General features: G+C 38.4%; 15 protein-coding genes. 2 read left to right on the top strand and 13 right to left on the bottom strand.

All coding sequences use genetic code 11. From position 1 onward, the window contains the following. Nucleotides 1–45 precede the first annotated feature (45 nt). From R8P61_23205 to R8P61_23155, 11 genes are all read right to left on the bottom strand, one after another. Nucleotides 46–1146: an AraC family transcriptional regulator gene (locus R8P61_23205; GenBank protein ID MDW3650000.1), complete on the bottom strand. Its 1101-nt coding sequence runs from the start codon at nucleotides 1144–1146 to the stop codon at nucleotides 46–48. 370 nt (nucleotides 1147–1516) lie between these two features. Beyond that, a complete protein-coding gene (locus tag R8P61_23200; GenBank protein ID MDW3649999.1) occupies nucleotides 1517–2218 on the bottom strand; it encodes a DUF1028 domain-containing protein in 702 nt (233 codons plus the stop codon). Nucleotides 2219–2292: 74 nt separating this feature from the next. Continuing rightward, nucleotides 2293–3663 carry a serine hydrolase gene (locus tag R8P61_23195; protein ID MDW3649998.1) on the bottom strand — a complete coding sequence of 457 codons (1371 nt, stop codon included), beginning with the start codon at nucleotides 3661–3663 and terminating at the stop codon, nucleotides 2293–2295. Between the two features lie 73 nt (nucleotides 3664–3736). Further along, complete coding sequence (locus R8P61_23190) at nucleotides 3737–4447, bottom strand: response regulator transcription factor (GenBank protein ID MDW3649997.1); 711 nt, start codon at nucleotides 4445–4447, stop codon at nucleotides 3737–3739. Then, entirely contained in the window at nucleotides 4440–5228 is a 789-nt protein-coding gene (locus tag R8P61_23185) for a histidine kinase (protein MDW3649996.1), read from the bottom strand. Before R8P61_23185 ends, R8P61_23190 begins: the two co-directional genes overlap by 8 nt. Nucleotides 5229–6176: 948 nt before the next feature. After that, a complete protein-coding gene (locus R8P61_23180) occupies nucleotides 6177–7019 on the bottom strand; it encodes a nucleotidyl transferase AbiEii/AbiGii toxin family protein (GenBank protein MDW3649995.1) in 843 nt (280 codons plus the stop codon). Next, a complete protein-coding gene (locus R8P61_23175) occupies nucleotides 6994–7998 on the bottom strand; it encodes a type IV toxin-antitoxin system AbiEi family antitoxin (protein MDW3649994.1) in 1005 nt (334 codons plus the stop codon). Before R8P61_23175 ends, R8P61_23180 begins: the two co-directional genes overlap by 26 nt. Nucleotides 7999–8114: 116 nt before the next feature. Further along, on the bottom strand, nucleotides 8115–8402 hold the full coding sequence (locus R8P61_23170; GenBank protein MDW3649993.1) for a hypothetical protein: 288 nt from the start codon (nucleotides 8400–8402) through the stop codon (nucleotides 8115–8117). 211 nt (nucleotides 8403–8613) lie between these two features. Further along, entirely contained in the window at nucleotides 8614–9423 is an 810-nt protein-coding gene (locus R8P61_23165) for an ImmA/IrrE family metallo-endopeptidase (protein ID MDW3649992.1), read from the bottom strand. Then, a complete protein-coding gene (locus R8P61_23160; protein ID MDW3649991.1) occupies nucleotides 9413–9820 on the bottom strand; it encodes a hypothetical protein in 408 nt (135 codons plus the stop codon). The genes R8P61_23165 and R8P61_23160 overlap by 11 nt, the downstream gene beginning before the upstream one ends. Beyond that, nucleotides 9813–10352, bottom strand: a complete 540-nt coding sequence (locus R8P61_23155) for a hypothetical protein (GenBank protein ID MDW3649990.1) — start codon at nucleotides 10350–10352, stop codon at nucleotides 9813–9815. Before R8P61_23155 ends, R8P61_23160 begins: the two co-directional genes overlap by 8 nt. Before the next feature lie 359 nt (nucleotides 10353–10711). Here R8P61_23155 and R8P61_23150 point away from each other — a divergent pair, with 359 nt between their 5' ends. Beyond that, complete coding sequence (locus R8P61_23150; protein MDW3649989.1) at nucleotides 10712–11056, top strand: YegP family protein; 345 nt, start codon at nucleotides 10712–10714, stop codon at nucleotides 11054–11056. 137 nt (nucleotides 11057–11193) lie between these two features. On the opposite strand, the gene R8P61_23145 is transcribed toward R8P61_23150, so the two are convergent. Beyond that, complete coding sequence (locus R8P61_23145; protein ID MDW3649988.1) at nucleotides 11194–12627, bottom strand: phosphoribosyltransferase; 1434 nt, start codon at nucleotides 12625–12627, stop codon at nucleotides 11194–11196. A gap of 274 nt (nucleotides 12628–12901) precedes the next feature. Beyond that, complete coding sequence (locus R8P61_23140; protein ID MDW3649987.1) at nucleotides 12902–14086, bottom strand: phosphoglycerate kinase; 1185 nt, start codon at nucleotides 14084–14086, stop codon at nucleotides 12902–12904. 437 nt (nucleotides 14087–14523) lie between these two features. Between R8P61_23140 and R8P61_23135 the strand changes: the two genes are divergently transcribed. Then, nucleotides 14524–15879, top strand: a complete 1356-nt coding sequence (locus tag R8P61_23135) for a hypothetical protein (GenBank protein MDW3649986.1) — start codon at nucleotides 14524–14526, stop codon at nucleotides 15877–15879. Nucleotides 15880–16104 lie beyond the last annotated feature (225 nt).

The following is a 16104-nucleotide window of genomic DNA, read 5'->3' as shown; positions in this document are numbered from 1 at the left end:
TCTAAGAGGTCTCAATACCTGTTTTGACGTCTCAAAACCTGTAGATTATGCACTGTTTGTGGATTTAAATTCTTTGGGTGTTTGTCCGGTATAGGATTTGAATACCCGATTGAAGCTTGCTTTAGAATTAAAGCCTGCATCAAAAGCCAGACTGAGTATTTTCAGGTGATCATTGTTTGGATCTTTCAAACGCTCCTTCATTTCCTCTACGCGGTATTCATTAATTAATTGAAAGAAGTTCTTTCCTAGTTCCTGATTGATGGCATTAGAAATGAGTCGTTCTGAAATATCTACGATCTTACTAAGATCAGATAGAGATAAGCTGGGATTCCTATAAAGCTTATGGGCTTCTATTGCAGCATTCAGTTTGGTAATTACTTCGGACTGCCCCTTATTATTTTGTTCAGTTGTTTCCTCCAGGTCGATTATTCGAAGAGTTTGTGCTTGTTTAAAGCCGTTTATACTTAACCAATATAATATTACAGCATATGCAAGCAAGGCAAAGGCTCTCGGATCATTCCATTCCTGAAGTGAGTATTTCCCTCCGGAAATCATACTCAGGCTGAGAAAAACAATTACCAGAACACAGGATCCTGCAATTACAAAAATAAATAGATTAACCCATCGAAGATCAATCCTGTCTGTGTACGAAACATTGTTCAATAGTTGGCGCTGATAAGATTTAAGCAGTCTGAAGGAAAAGATCAGATAAATAATAACCGACAAAATAGCTGCGGATTCCAGGATTTCAGATATATGATGAAACCAGGGCCATGGGTTAGCGCCATTAACAATTGTATGATATATGCTATGGAGGTAATTAAGAATGATGGGTGAAAAATGCCAGAGATCCTTTTTTTGAAATGAAAAGGAAGATTCTGCAAGCGTCTTGATGTAGAAATAAAATGCGGGTCCGATCCAATACGATAATGAAAAGGGGAGCCAAGCGAGCCACTGATAGGCATTCCATATGGATATGTCCAACATAAAGGGGGTAAACGTTAGACACATGGAAAAAATGGTCAGGGAGAGAAAGCGATTCGCCTGCCGATTTTCCTTCTTCTCAAAAAGCAGAAAAGCAAATACAAACCCATTGATTACCGAGCATACCGTTATCAGCTGTATAGGTGAAATCTCGAAATGCATTTGCAATGCTTTAATGTATGGTTTGTAGCGGGCAAGCACGAAATTTTAGCCTCCGCACAGGTTTTAAGATAGCCAATGCTCGCGAAATTCCGCTAGTAATTTCTGCTACCATGAAGTCATACATCTTCTTATGAGCAGACCTATTACAAGCCTGAACTATTGAAAAACACCTAAGCTATGGGATAAATGCTTGCCTTAATATATGCTTATACGCTCAGCGATCGCTTTGCGAATTTTCGGAACGAAAGCCTATATTCTATGAAACGAAATGAAACGGGCCTTGATTACCGGTTCAGGAATTGAATACCATCAAAATATACAGCATGTTGGGAGTAGATGTATGTTTATTTAGTTCATTACTTACTATAATTTACTCTTCCTTTTTATACCAAAGATTGAATTGCATATTCAATAGGCTTACGGCTGGTTTTTTTCCCGATTCAATTCCCTGAACGGCGAGTTTTAAGATGGCTCCGAAAGCCGGTTGATATACCATAATAAATGCGGAACGGGCATATTGCTCACCACAGCGGGCATCTCCGCCAGCCTCTTCTCCAGCTTTGAGTGCCAGCATCAAGCGCTCAGCTAAAGATTTATCCCGGTTTTGATTAAAGGCCTCGAAGGCTTTTTTTACGACTTTCTCCCCAACAAGTATGTTGCCCATAACCGCAAAATCATCGCCTAGCATTTCGCCATTCCAATCCGCAATTTCAGCACCGGAATATACCAAAGGGCTTGTCCCTTCTTTCAATAATATTACGCCATATTGCTGCTTTTCTGGCTCGAAACGATCTGCCTTCATCGCATTCAGGATTTCTTGTGCGGAAGCATTATTTTCCATAAGCGTAACCCCTCTCATACGCGCAAAATAATTACTTGCTGCCTGTACGACAATGGCACCTTTTTCAGGTTCGATGGACGCAATTCCCGATACATCAAAGGTGCAGGAAGCACCTGCTATACCGATTTCTCCCGTGTTTCTATCCACTGCAATGATTGACCATGTGGCATATGCATTTGTGCTAAAAATGAGTACAAATAGACCTGCTACCAATATTTTTAATTTTTTCATCTGATTAAGAAAGTTAATGCTCATTTGACTAGGTTTTTATATTGACGAATAATTCAGGTATTCCTATGAAGGTGCTACTCTTTCATAGCCTTTAATTCCTGACTAAATTTTTCAATCGCTAAGGCTTCTGTTTGGTGATTTCGGTCGAGGAGCCAGTATTTGAATTCTGTCAAACACCAAGGCATGAAAAGATATTGATCGGGATTGTTTTCCTTTTCGTGGAAATAGATCTCTTTGCATTTTTCCACCCCATCTGTTAGGATATGTTCGCTTAACTTTAGGTGAATAGGAATTGCCCAGGGCTGCAAGGGCTTTTCATCCAAAACCAATTGCAAAAAAGTGTCGGCAGAAATCCAGGCGGGAAAGTAATGACCATTGGTCATCACGACAACAGCCATGGATTTTTCGGGTAGAAAAGCAAAATGGGTTTTATAACCAAGATCACCCCCATTGTGCTCATACTTTTTGTACGTACCCAGCGACCTTGAGAACCAACTTATACAAATACTATCCTTGCCGCCAATACTTACTTGGGCTTTGATGAGTTGCTCATAGGTGCTTTCGCTAAAAACTTGTTTCCCATTGATTGTCCCTTTGTTTAAATAAAGTTGCGCCCATTTCAACATATCCTCAATATTGGATTGAAGGGTAGAACTCGGTGCATGAATTCTGTTATAGGGATAAGTAGGACTTACTTTAACCTTGAAGCTTTGATCTAAAATATGAGGTTGAGTGGCGAGACTTTTGGGGACATCGGGTTGGTAAAAGGTACTATTAGTCATTCCCACTGGCTCGAAAATGTGTGTCTTCATATAATCTTCAAAAGTCAATCCAGACACTTTGGCGATGACATCAGACAAAATATTAAAGGCAGTATTGCTGTAACTATAATCTGTACCGGGCGCGAAATCCAAAGAATCATTATGAAACTCACGGCTATATCTCTCGGCTGCTTCCACATCGAATTGTGGCTTGTCCCATTCATAATCTTCCACATCGGCAAGACCAGAAGTGTGGTTGAGCATCTGTCGGATTCTTATGTCTTTGTAGCGCTTATCTAGCATAGTAAAATAGGGTAGATAGCTGATAAGAGGCTTATCTAAGTCTATTTTTCCCTGTTCTACGAGTTGCATAATGGCAGTTGCCGTAAAAGGCTTGGATACAGAGGCCATATGAAAAATAGATTTTGTAGTAACTGCCTCTTGGGAACTTAGGCTGCGTACCCCAAAGCCCTTAGCATATATTATCTTATCGTCTTTGATAATTCCGACAGCCAAAGCCGGCAACTTATAGGATTCCTTTTGCACCCATGCAAGTGAATCTAAAGCGCTGCTTTTCGCAGTCCGTAATTTTGCACTTTCTGCTGTTTGACAAGCAAAATTCAGTAAGGTCAAAATCAATAAAAGGCTGGGAATTATTAGCTTATGGAAGATCGTGATATTCATTTTTTTTAGGCATTAGTCAGTTGGCCCATTCCAGTTAAAATGGGTAGATAATGAAGAAGAAATCGGATAAATTTTAGATACTATTCCACTTTTTAAATTTGGCTGATTGACGACTTGAGACTTCTAAAACTTCTCCGGTCGATAAGGTGATTTTCAATTTGTTATTGAAGTGTGGATGTATTTCGCTGATACACTCTGTATTAATGATCTGACTTCGATTCACTCTGAAAAATAAGCTCGGATCCAGTTTTTCCTGTAAATGATTTAGGGAGCGTTTGATCATTACATGTTGACCATCAAAATGAATTCTTGCATAGTTTTCGACCGACTCAATCAAGCTAATGCTGGAAATAGGAATGAAGTAGCAATGCTGACCATCTTTGATGAAAATTTTACGATGCAATAGAAAAGGCTCGTCTCTTTCTTTTTTCTTAAAGCCTTTTTTAATTTTCTCAATTGTTTTGGAAAAACGTTCCTCCCTTATGGGCTTCACCAAATAGTCAAGGGCATTAACTTCAAAGGCTTGTACTGCATATTGATTGTATGCCGTTGTGAAAATTACTTCAGGTACAGTTACCAATTCATCTAATAAGTCAAAACCTGATTTCTTAGGCATATGAATATCTAAAAAGATAATATCTGGATTCGTGCGCTCAATCAAATATTTGGCATTATCTACATTGTTAGCTTCCCCCAGCACTTCAAATTCTGAATAGCTTTCAAGTGCCCTTTTTACTTCTTCGCGAGCCAGGCGTTCATCGTCAATAATTATGGTCTTATACATGATGCTTTATAGGTAAAATCAAAGTTGCCAAAACAGTAGTATCAGACATCTCTTCAATGGTAAAATGTGCTTCTCCTTTATATAATAATTGAAGGCGTTCGTTTAAGTTTTTCAATCCCAATCCGTGTGTATTTTCATTGCTAAGTTGTCCTGGATTATGAATTTTTATTTCTGCAAAGCCCTCAACTTCCTGAATAGAAATAGAAAGAAGTCCTCCCTCCATTTCTTTATCAATTCCATGCTTTAAGGCATTTTCAACCAAAAGCTGAATGCTCAAGGGTAAAACCCTGGTTTTATTCAGCTTTTCATCTATTTCAAATTTCACGATAAGTCTTTCTTCAAATCGTAGCTTTTCCAGTTCGATATAATCTTTCACCAATGTGATTTCCTCTTCTAATGGAATCGTAGTGTCTCGCTTTTGATAAAGGGAAAACCTCAATAGGTCGGATAACAAATCCACGGCTCTTCTGGCAATTTTTGGGTTCTCCAGAATTAAAGACTTGATAGAATTGAGTGAATTGAATAAAAAATGAGGATTGAGCTGTGCTGATAAATTGTCGAACTGGGCTTGTTTGGCAATAAGAGAAAGTTGCGCATTTATTTTGGTAGTCTGGACTTCTCTTTGGTAAAAATGATACAAATGGTATCCTAACAGCCAAATCGACATGTGCCGCAAACCGGTAATTAAGACAGGATTCCAGGCCCACAAATTTTGCAGAAATCTATTGTGGCCTCCAATCAAATAGACAAAGGTCGACCATTTGAGATTCATTAGCAGCATAAAAAGAAATGATAGGATAAGTAAGGCTGGAACGACTTTCCAGAACAAGCTTTTTATATCTAGTTGACCCCATTTTCCTTCCTTTGCTAGATTTCGGTAGACATGGGTAAGTCCAATGCAAATCCCTACATCAAAGAAGTAGTTTATGAAGGAGTGATACCATGTATAGTTATCTCTGAACAAGGAAATATAAAGCCAAAGTAAAGAGACAAGCCCCCAGCCAATCAGCTGGCATCTCCAATACATGGATAATGAAAAACCCTTGCGTATTTCTCCTTGCATGCTACAAATTAAGCCATTCTTTTTATAGGGGAAAGGCAAAGTACATAGGCGTGAAAAACAAGAGATTCAACGTAAAAAATGGGATATGTCTTAGAAATCTGGAATTGTTAAGGGTTTCGAGTTTATGCTATACTTTGTTGATCAGTGCCTAGTTTTGATAGGAAGCCGCTTTACAATTAGATCCAGGGTGATGCATAATTTGAGGGGATTCTGGGAGGGTTGAGGACTTCTTTTTTTGTAAGCGATTTGGCTTAGGCCTAGCGTAGCTAGGGCGGCAGATATTTCGCTTAGAAATGATCGACGTTTCATGAGGGTGGGGTTTTGGTTCGTCTTTTCTAAGATAGGGAGGATTTGGGGATTATTTTTTGGGGTGAGGACCCAATCTTGAGAACCTTATTAGTACTCCATTGGCTGGTTGCTCAAGCGTGAATTTCTGCTTACTCTTGAAAGCTTAATATTCTCATCTAAATCTTCCTATAATCCTTTTTCGTTTGACAGACGTGCACGGTCTCTTTGATTCCATAAGGTTTCCATTTGGAAACAAGATGCAAAACAAATGTTTCTATTTGGAAACTTTATGGTGTTTTAGATGGGAAGGACAATGCTTTACAAATTGCTAGCATAAACAGTTAAGATAGAGAGATGATGTAGGGCTGTGTTTGCTTGTTACTCCTTTATTCCTTTCAATATTTCATCTAATAAGGATTTGACTTCCTCTAAAGACTTATCTCTTTCAACTGAAAATTTTTGTAGAAGAAGGCCCGGAGGGTATATTTTCGTAGCTTGTTCTTCCAGTATCTTAAGGATTCGCTTCTTTAAGGCCTCTGATTTATGGATCGTTCTTTTTAGGTGTCGCCCAAGAATCCGTGCTGCAGCTTTATCCATTTGGAATTCATTATCAAAAAGATCCATATGCTGTTCATAAGCCTCGTTTTCTACAAAATTCCAATAATTTTCCAGGATTTGACTTAGATCTCTTAGGTCCTTTTCCCTCCCTGGCTTTTTATCATCCCATGATAAGAGCTTTAACATAAATAATCCGTGAAGAGGGGGAACAGGTATTGAAATAGACTTTTCTTCGTCCAGATAATACTCCTCCAATTCTTCATTTAATTCTCTGTAAGCAAGTACAGATATTTCAATCTCTCGCTCATCGAAATTCACGGTATGATCCTGTTCAATCTGACCAAATGGGAGTAGGTCAATTACCGTTTGACCTTTATTCCATATCAATCTATAGGGCTCAGCAGTAGTTTCAAATCCATTTTCTTTTAATTTCTCAAATAGCTCATTGTATTGCTCCATTGATTCTACCATAACTGCAAAATCAATATCTCTGGTTCCGCGAATAGGCTTGATCCCTTGTTGGAAGAAATGGACATCTCTTGCCTGTGCCCCAATTAGAAAATATCGCAAAGAGAAAGCATCAAAAATTTTCATTAGGTATATAAATGCTTCCTTATGCTCTCCGAAGGCATAGTCCTCAATATTTTTGTAGGTATTGCTCATAAATCATAGTTGCTGTTTCCATACATCTACTACTTCCAGTTTCTATGAGATCAGCATATATCAAAAGAGCCGGGACGTATTTGGGTGAATGCGGCTCAAGCTCTGGGTTCCAAAACTGTTTGTACACAAAGATACTTCCTGACTGATCTGGTATCCATTTATATTGTTTTATGAGGTCTTGCTGAGACTGATTCGTATAGAGGGTAAGTACTTCAGCTTTTAAGTAATTGGTTAGCAAATCGCCCGCCGCTTCCCCGCCCCATTGAGCTCCTGATTGTAGGGGCATCTTTCTCCAGTTCGTATTGAAGTCGGGAGCTATGGATCGATATCTCTTTACAAATAGGCCTGGTTTTAATTTTTTTGTGTATTCATGTTGCCAACGATTCAGTAATTCATCATAGGCTTTTATAACCCATTCCTTTTTTATCTTTTTTACTAAATAGCCTTCTTCCTTCAGGCCTGCAATCACTTTGGGAACAGTTCCCAGGGCGACTCCTGTATGACTCACAATGTTCCGATAACTTGTATTCAGTAAATTAGGAGTATGCAGAATGTGGAAGACCAGTTTTATTCCTGTTTTCGTAAATGCCCGATTTTTCCTGTCTTCAGAAGGGGGTTGATTGTGATGGCTCTCTACATAAATGTAGATAGGATCTAGGCGGAAGTATGTATTTCCTACCCGATCTATGTAGTTGAGCTCTTTTTCTCGCAGCATTTTTTTCGCATTAGGCGTAATGTAATTTGCTGCTATAAGAACTTCCTTGTGGCTTTCTTTTAGGTCTAGTAAAGCAAAGACATGATTGGGACGCACTTCATTTTTAGCCTCCACATAGATTTTTTTGCCTGCAATAGTAAATATTGCATCATAGCCTGGGGCAATACTTTGCACAGGAGGCTCCTTCCTTTTTAGCTTACTACCCAATTCCTGTTTGAGATGAAAGAAGGCGAAATCGAGGATATCCTTTTCTTTTTCGTTCATTTTTTTGTTTCGTTCATGAAACATGAACAATTGTTTTTATTGAACAAATTTAAGGAAAATAATTGTAAAGTGGAAAAGATCGACGACTAAGATGAGGATGGGGAAGCTTTGTTTAATTAGGTTGCTTGCCTGTCGTAGAACGGATGTGCTATGCGATTGCTGTACTGCTGGTAGGGCAGGCCTCGCTCATCGTCCCGAAACAAATGGGTATCGGCTATGTGGATGACTTTTAGGGGCTCTTTGATGGCCTCTGCGTAGAAAAATACCTTTTCCTGATCCAGGGTGATGCATGATTTGAGGGTGTCTTGGGTGGTTTGGGGAGTTCTTTTTTGGTAAGCCAACTGGCTTAGGCCTAGCGTAGCTAGTGCGGCAGATGTTTCGCTTAGAAATGATCGACGTTTCATGAGGGTGGGGTTTTGTTCGTTATTTCTAAGATAGGGAGGATTTGGGGATTATTTTTTGGGAGGGGTTGGATGATACGGGGCCGTTAGTGTGTGGCTACAGTAGAATGAGTGGGTTTTGTACAGATGTGGGAATGGTTTGGATGGATAACTAATCGTTATCTATATTACGTAGCTTTAGCGTAGAATTAGGGATAGATTTTGTTAGCTCTATTTAATTTTCCCAAACTACACTGAGAATTGTTTTATACTTTTTTGTTGGTATACAGTATTCATAAAAAATAGAATCTTCTTCTCGGTTAGAAATTTCGAACCATGTAGATTTCGAAATTTCTTGTTTTTTTTCACGACCACTGTACAAGAAGCCATAATTGAAATCTATATACTCTCTGCTGACTGAATCGGAGGGAGGAGGAAGTTTATTTAAATCCTTAACCCAAACTCTTAGATCGTCAGATTTTTTCCAATATTGGACAATTCCATTGCTTATAAATGAAATAAAAATTGGATGTAGAGGAAATTGAAGATATCTAAAGATAGTTGATGTAATACTAGTTTTAAATCTATTTGATAAGGACACTAATAAGTCTGGACTAAATATTTCCCCTTTTGCTTGTTCATAAAATAATTTATCAGGCATCAATAATTCTGTTGCAAATTCATTTGCTTCGAGTTCTTGAATCCCCTTCACAAGTTTTTTTTCTGTTCTATGGAACCAGTTTAAAGTGTTTGAAGTATCGTTATGTATTGGTATATTTTTATGTAACTGCAAATGCCCTATTTCGTGGGCAATAGTGAATCTTTTTCGTGCTTCATACTGTATTTCACTGTTCACTTTTATTATCGTATTGTGCTTGCCATGGATTATTCTTCCATCACAACTAACTAATGGCTCTTCAATTAAAATTGCGCCAAGCCCAGCAATTAATGTCTCTAATGGGAAATTAGTTATTTCTTTAAGTCCCACGTATTCAAGAAGTTTTTTTGCTTTGTAAGGAGCCTTGGTTAAAACTTTAGGTCTCATCAGTCAATTCATCTAATAATTCAACTAAATTTATATCAACAAGTAATTCGATAATATTTTCTTCACTTAGTTTTTCCAAATTTCTAAATTGAAATGATAAGGATTGTTTAGTCTCTAAGATATCTTTTAATTTCTGGATTGGCTTACCTTTATGTTCCTCCAAACCTTTTTTTAGGATTTTGGCAACTTTACTAAGAAGTTGCTTTTGGTTTTCTCTATTTGCTATTGCTTTAGATGTAAACTGAAGCCTACGTATAAATGCTTTCCTTTTTTCTAAGGCTTCGAATGCTTCATCTTCATATGATTCATCTAATAAATCTGAAATGCTCTCTTTTTTAGCATTAATTATAAAATCGAGCATTGCATCATGAATCCAATTTTCTGTTTCCTTACTCATGAATCCATTTATTATTGACCTTAAAAACATTCAACTTCCTTAGTAATCTTTTGGTACCATTGTCGATCTCGGCAGGTAGGACATCTAATATATATGCTACTTCCTTTCGTTTAACTATTCCCTCAGCCCAGCATTCAAATATATCTAATTCCAGTTTAGTGGCACGATTTTCATTTAAAAATTTGGTTACTAGATCTCTAATCTCTGAAACTTCTAGTTCGCTTTCCGAAGAACTAACATGATTTTCTGGTATTTGTGAAGTTGTGTTTCTCTGTTTTCGATAGAATTCAGATATCTCACTTTTCAGGCAGCCAAAAAGAAATTCCTCAAACTTAATTCCTTTAGATTCATCCCAATGACGAACACCTAAAAGGACTTTTTCAATAACATTAAAAATAAAATCTTGCAGAGTCAATCCTCCTAGATCCTTTTCTCCAATTCCCTTCAATCGAAAAAGAAGATAATATTCCATTCGAGGGATTAAATCCTCTAAATCAATCGAATTCAACTTATTAGCAGCTTCTTCATTCATTAGAATAATACATTCTCAATCATAATAGCTGAGAATCCAAATTATTTTTCCATTCCGATGGCAAAAAATAGAAATCTTTCAGCATTGGTTAATAGAATATTTAGAGTTTAAATAAAATGTTCTTGTCAAATGCCTCATGACAAATGTTGAGGTAAAATATTAATCAATATATAAATATTAAATCAATGAAGAAGTTTTCAAATCAAGAAATTTCAATCTGCAAAGGAAATTTGTGCTTAAATGCAAAAGGTGAGTTAGCCGAAGCAATTGTTGCTTCCTTAGTAATCAGTGCTTTGCTTTATTTTCTAAGTTCTGTTGTAAGATCATCTTAATTCAAATTCATTTTAAAAAAAATCATTATGAAAAATCCAAAGTATCAACTTTATAAATCTGGATCTGAATACAGATTTAGATTGAAAGCAAGAAATGGTGAAATAATATTGAAAAGTGAAGGTTATACTTCTAAATCATCCTGTTTATCTGGAATTGAATCTGTAAAACGTAATTCCCCCTATGATAATAGGTATGAGCGAAAAATATCCACCAACCAAAAGTATTATTTCGTCTTGAAAGCAGCGAATGGTGAGATCATAGGAGTGAGTGAATTATATTCGTCTCGACAATCACGAGAAGTAGGTATTAATTCTGTAAAACTGGTAGCACCCAGTGCTCCAATTGAAGATTTAACATTAGCTATTTTTTAAAGATTAACAAACAAGCATTAAAGGAACTTTAGAACTACTAATTCTTTATTCTCCCCTAAATTGATTTAGAGGGAGTTTTTTTAAAGTTAACGTTCAAGCTAAACGCCGTAGTGACCGTATGGGAACTATGGACGTTTTTAGCTTTTGTTAGGTGGCGTTTTTATTTCAATAAACTTTTCTTTTATTAATTGAATTAAATTATCTATTTCTTCAATGTTTGGATATTTAATTATTAGTTTTTCTAAATATCTCTGTCTCATTGACATAGGAAGCCCTCTTAAGAAATGTCGTTCAAACTCTGGCATTGATTCTTCAGTTAACTCTATCTCTTTTAGCCTAAGTCTATGAAATGCTCTTCTGTATTCTTCATCATTCCAAACCTTTACTAAATCAAAATATTTTGCAAGAATTGGAGCTTCGATAAATGGTGAATTTTTTAAATATTCTTTTGATATCTCCATGTAGCCTATTGAGCGTTCGTCTTTTTCAATCACATAGATGTATGTTGAAATTGAAAACTTCTCTAAATTCTTAATAAGTTTCTCTGAGCGATATCCTCCACCTAATGATATAACATTAATTTTTTCAACGCCTAATTCTTCTTTTATTCTTGGCGATAAAAGTTCAAAGAATATTTCATCTGTTTTCCCTTCAACGAATAAGATTAGTTCTTTTGAATCTTTCCTTGTTTTTCTTTTGGGTTTTGCTCCATCAATTTGGCGATAATAAGATGCTATTCCGTTTATTTTCCTTACACGTTTAAATAGTGGTATCCAAGAATTTAATGAACTCCATATAACAGGCAGTGTTGAATTAGGAGTATTGTAATAAAAAGTTATTAACAGTCCTAAGCCTCCATAACCTAATGGCGATTTTGAAACACTTTTTCCATAATACTCTATTCTCTCTTTTAAGATACTTCTTTGCTCGTGTTCAATACCTTCATAAAATACTGAATCCAATGAACTAACTGAATCAATACTATCGTATTCGAATGCAGAAAAAATGAAGGCACTTGTTTCCTTTTCAACTTTTCTTATTCCTTCTTTCATTCCAATAGCAGTCAATAAGAAAATATTTTTAACTCCAAGAGGAATAACGCTTTCTGCTAATTTATTTATCTCTTTTACTGCTTGATTACCTGTTCCTACAATATCATCTACTAAGACAATGTTTTCTATCCGTCCTTCCTCAATGAAGATTATTGATTCATCATCTAAAAAATTCTCCTCAGATAATTCATTGGTTAACCTAAAGTTATAGCTAATCATTGCACCACTTTTCCCTCCATCTCCAATACCCGCAAATAAAGTATTTTTGTTGGTGATTTTTGTGCCTTTTTCATTAGCCATCCTCTCAAGCTTACTATATGCAACAGTAAGAGCATTGTTTAAATCATCATATCCAACGACATTCAAATATTTAATTATTCGTAGAGGAATTTCAAAATCTTCTGTGTCAAACTGAAGAATCCATTTAATTACATTGTTGAAATCGACTTCAACAGGCCAATCAGAAACTATTTCTTTTACTATTTGAATTTCTTTATCAATTGAACTCGGATACTTCATTTTGAAAGTTTAGTTTTTGTTTATAATGCCACCTAACATTAGCGTATACGAAGTTATTTCGTTTAGCTCTTATTATATCCTAGCTATCCACACTTTTTAGGTACTAAATACCCTCAAGCAGTAAGGATACTATCACACTGTGAAAAAATAAAGTGAAATAGGAGTTCTTCACACCCGCAACTTATTCCAATACTACAAAATTTCATTCCCCTAAACAAAAATGCGCCACCCCCCTCCGGGAATGACGCCTTTCTGATTTTCAGTAAAAGTAACTCTAGCCCAAGGCAGCTATACCCGGCAAGGTTTTGCCTTCCAGATACTCCAACAAAGCACCTCCACCTGTGGACACATAGGAAACCTCGGCTTCCAGTCCGGCTTTGGCGATGGCGGCTGCGGAATCTCCTCCACCGATGAGGGAGAAGGCGCCGTTTTTGGTGGCCTCGACTACGGCTTCGGCTACGGCCAGGGTTCCTTTGGCGAATTTCTCCATTTCGAATACACCCATAGGGCCGTTCCACAAGATGACTTTGGACTTGACGATGGTGTCGAAATAGTAGTCGAAGGTCTGTGGCCCAATGTCCAGTCCCATCATATCATCCGGGAAGTTTTCATTGCGGACGATGTCGACTCTTCCATCTTCGCCAAATACATCCGAAACTACCGAGTCCACCGGCGTCAGGATTTGGGTGTTTTCTCTAACTGCACGCTTCAAAAGAGAAGCGGCTGTGGCAATTTTATCAGCTTCCAACAGAGACTTTCCGATTTTGTATCCTTTGGCTCGCAGGAAGGTAAAGGCCATTCCTCCACCGATGAGGAGGTAATCTACTTTCGGCAACAGGTTCTCAATGATCTGAATTTTGTCAGATACTTTCGCCCCACCCATAATCGCACAAACCGGACGCTCGCTATTGTTGACTACTTTTTCGGCATTTTCGATCTCCTTCTTCAACAAAAACCCGCAATATTTCTCTTCGAAAAACTGGGCTACGATGGTCGTACTTGCATGGGCTCTGTGTGCTGTACCGAAAGCATCGTTCACGTAGTAGTCTCCATGCTTGGAGAGCTTCTCAGCAAAAGCCTCATCTCCCTTTTTCTCTTCTCCATAAAAACGAAGGTTGTTGAGAAGCAATAATTCGCCAGGCTTGAGATTTGCACTCATTTCAAAGGCTTCATCTCCGATGCAATCTTCTCCAAAATGAATGGGCGCATCCACATATTTTTTTAAAGTAGAAATCGCATGCCTTAAACTAAATTTATCTTCAGGACCGGATTTGGGTCTGCCGAGGTGAGACATCAGCACAGCCGATCCTCCATTTTCCAGGATATGTTTGATCGTAGGAACCGCCTCACGAATCCGGCGATCATCCGTTACGTTCAGGTCGCCATCGAGGGGCACATTGAAATCAACCCTGATCAGGGCTCTGCGGTCTTTACAGTTTGCTTCGTTAATGTATTTCATAAATCTTGAAATAAGCGTGAATCGAGGGGCGAATGGATTCAGTAGTATGATTGGGCCGCTACAAAAGGCGGCGAATTGAATTTCTCTTTTCAGAGGCAAAAATATGCAAAAATCCCTGTCCTGCAAGTTTGGCAACTAACGCAAGAATTTTACCCTATTCTTAGGAAAAATTGATGAATAAGGACCTAAATGTTTAATTCTGTCGAAATATCCTGCCTGCTGTTGCGATTTTTCCATGAAAGTAATGCCCCTAAAATGCCTATGTAATTCTGTTTCAGAGACATAGATTTGTATAGTGAATGATGGATTTATGAGGCGTTATAGAATCTTAATAGTTGCGCATAGTAAGTAGTAGTAGTTTCTTATCCGTTTTAAGGGAATCTTTTCCAAGGTTCCCTTTTTTTCTTTTGGACTAAATTTTGTTCTTTCTATTTCTGATGAAAAGAAAGAATCACATTCTCTACCTCCTCCTCCCATTTCTTCTTTTGGGGATGCAAAGCTGTAAACCTGAATTGAAAGGGCAAACACAAGCCCCTGCTCCCGGCATTGATTTTCAGAAACAATTGGATTTGCTCATTAAAGATCCCATTCTCCTGGAAGAATTTGAGATCGATGAACAGGGCATTCGCTTTCTCCCGACGGAGGAAGGCCTGGCTATGTGGCAAATTTATCCCGAAGAATATGAACTCACCCGAAACCTGCTCAAGGCTAAGGATAGTGAGGAGATGTTGGACTTGTTGGATGAAAAAGGAAGTCAGCCTTGGGGGGAATATGTAAGCAAGGGATTTTCGGGCGAAAGGAAGCAGACTTCTTTTCACTACCAGGATAGCAGCGATCTTCCGCTTCAGGGTTTGAAAGTTGCCCTCGATCCCGGACATATGGCAGGAAATATGCAAATCGCCGAACTGGAAGGGAAGTATGTAAAAATGGCGGGAAGTCCTCGTTCGGATAATGAGGCCATTTCATTTTTCGAAGCTAACCTCAATCTGTCTACGGCGCATGTGGTTCGGGAAGAGTTGGAGAAATTGGGGGCAGAGGTCTTTATGAGCCGAAGAGAGGCCGGCTTGAGTACGCAGGGATATGAGTATTGGGATTGGAAGGAGGAAAAATGGGACAGTACCTTGAAAGCAAGTTTGAAGGAAGGAGTGATCACGGAAGAGCAAGAAGTATATTATCGAAAGAAAGCGCCCGAGGATAAGATATTCAATCACTTTTTCGTCCGACAAGACCTCAACAATCGCGCAAGGATCATCAACAATTATCAACCGGACCTCACCCTCATCATCCACTACAATGTCGATGCGCCCAATTGGCTCAATCGCAATGAGGAGGGAGAGTTTATCCCTACCGAAGAAAATTACGCTATGGCTTTTGTGCCGGGTTCTTTTATGAAAGGGGAATTGAGCAAAGGAGTAGATCGGGTGGATTTTCTGCGTTTGCTGCTTAGCCCAGAAGACATTGAAGCTTCTGTTAAGCTTTCTGATCTTTTTCTTCGGCATTCTCTATTTCTTACGGAAGTTCCCATTGTAGAAGAAAGTCAGGATTTGGGCTATTTGACGAATGCCTCTATCCTTGCGGATAAGAAAGGGGTGTATGCCCGCAACCTGAGTTTGAGTCGGATGATTAAAGGTCCGCTTGTGTATGGGGAAAGCCTTTGTCAGGACAATGCTGCTGAGAGTCTGATGTTCAATCAAAAGGATTTTGAGATTGAAGGGATTGTGGTCTCTTCACGGGTGAAACAGATCGCCCAGGCCTATATCAATGCGACGATAGAGTACGCGAGGGGGCTTTGACCTCCTTTTGACCCCTTCGCGCGATCCCCATTCCCCTTGAAATGGGAATGTGCGCGCAGGCCATATAATTATATCATGCAATAGAAGGGACAGATGGCGCAAAAGCCACAAAACCTCTTGTCATCCTGAGGCTGGAATGCGCTTTGGCTCCTGTGCGCCGAGGGAACTTGTATTTCTGTGTTCTCTACTAATACATGATCTCTCAGCCCGCATTTCCGCGCACTG

Source organism: Bacteroidia bacterium, assembly GCA_033391075.1.
Classification (GTDB): Bacteria; Bacteroidota; Bacteroidia; order J057; family J057; genus JAWPMV01.
Note: the sequence above shows the minus strand (reverse complement) of the source record. Positions and strands in the feature narration are given on the sequence as shown.

What these genes read in the sequence shown, in the direction of transcription:
- R8P61_23205 (MDW3650000.1), bottom strand. Translation starts at nt 1,146, where the DNA reads ATGCATTTCGAGATTTCACCTATACAGCTGATAACGGTATGCTCGGTA.
- R8P61_23200 (MDW3649999.1), bottom strand. Translation starts at nt 2,218, where the DNA reads ATGAAAAAATTAAAAATATTGGTAGCAGGTCTATTTGTACTCATTTTT.
- R8P61_23195 (MDW3649998.1), bottom strand. Translation starts at nt 3,663, where the DNA reads ATGAATATCACGATCTTCCATAAGCTAATAATTCCCAGCCTTTTATTG.
- R8P61_23190 (MDW3649997.1), bottom strand. Translation starts at nt 4,447, where the DNA reads ATGTATAAGACCATAATTATTGACGATGAACGCCTGGCTCGCGAAGAA.
- R8P61_23185 (MDW3649996.1), bottom strand. Translation starts at nt 5,228, where the DNA reads ATGCTGCTAATGAATCTCAAATGGTCGACCTTTGTCTATTTGATTGGA.
- R8P61_23180 (MDW3649995.1), bottom strand. Translation starts at nt 7,019, where the DNA reads ATGAGCAATACCTACAAAAATATTGAGGACTATGCCTTCGGAGAGCAT.
- R8P61_23175 (MDW3649994.1), bottom strand. Translation starts at nt 7,998, where the DNA reads ATGAACGAAAAAGAAAAGGATATCCTCGATTTCGCCTTCTTTCATCTC.
- R8P61_23170 (MDW3649993.1), bottom strand. Translation starts at nt 8,402, where the DNA reads ATGAAACGTCGATCATTTCTAAGCGAAACATCTGCCGCACTAGCTACG.
- R8P61_23165 (MDW3649992.1), bottom strand. Translation starts at nt 9,423, where the DNA reads ATGAGACCTAAAGTTTTAACCAAGGCTCCTTACAAAGCAAAAAAACTT.
- R8P61_23160 (MDW3649991.1), bottom strand. Translation starts at nt 9,820, where the DNA reads ATGAGTAAGGAAACAGAAAATTGGATTCATGATGCAATGCTCGATTTT.
- R8P61_23155 (MDW3649990.1), bottom strand. Translation starts at nt 10,352, where the DNA reads ATGAATGAAGAAGCTGCTAATAAGTTGAATTCGATTGATTTAGAGGAT.
- R8P61_23150 (MDW3649989.1), top strand. Translation starts at nt 10,712, where the DNA reads ATGAAAAATCCAAAGTATCAACTTTATAAATCTGGATCTGAATACAGA.
- R8P61_23145 (MDW3649988.1), bottom strand. Translation starts at nt 12,627, where the DNA reads ATGAAGTATCCGAGTTCAATTGATAAAGAAATTCAAATAGTAAAAGAA.
- R8P61_23140 (MDW3649987.1), bottom strand. Translation starts at nt 14,086, where the DNA reads ATGAAATACATTAACGAAGCAAACTGTAAAGACCGCAGAGCCCTGATC.
- R8P61_23135 (MDW3649986.1), top strand. Translation starts at nt 14,524, where the DNA reads ATGAAAAGAAAGAATCACATTCTCTACCTCCTCCTCCCATTTCTTCTT.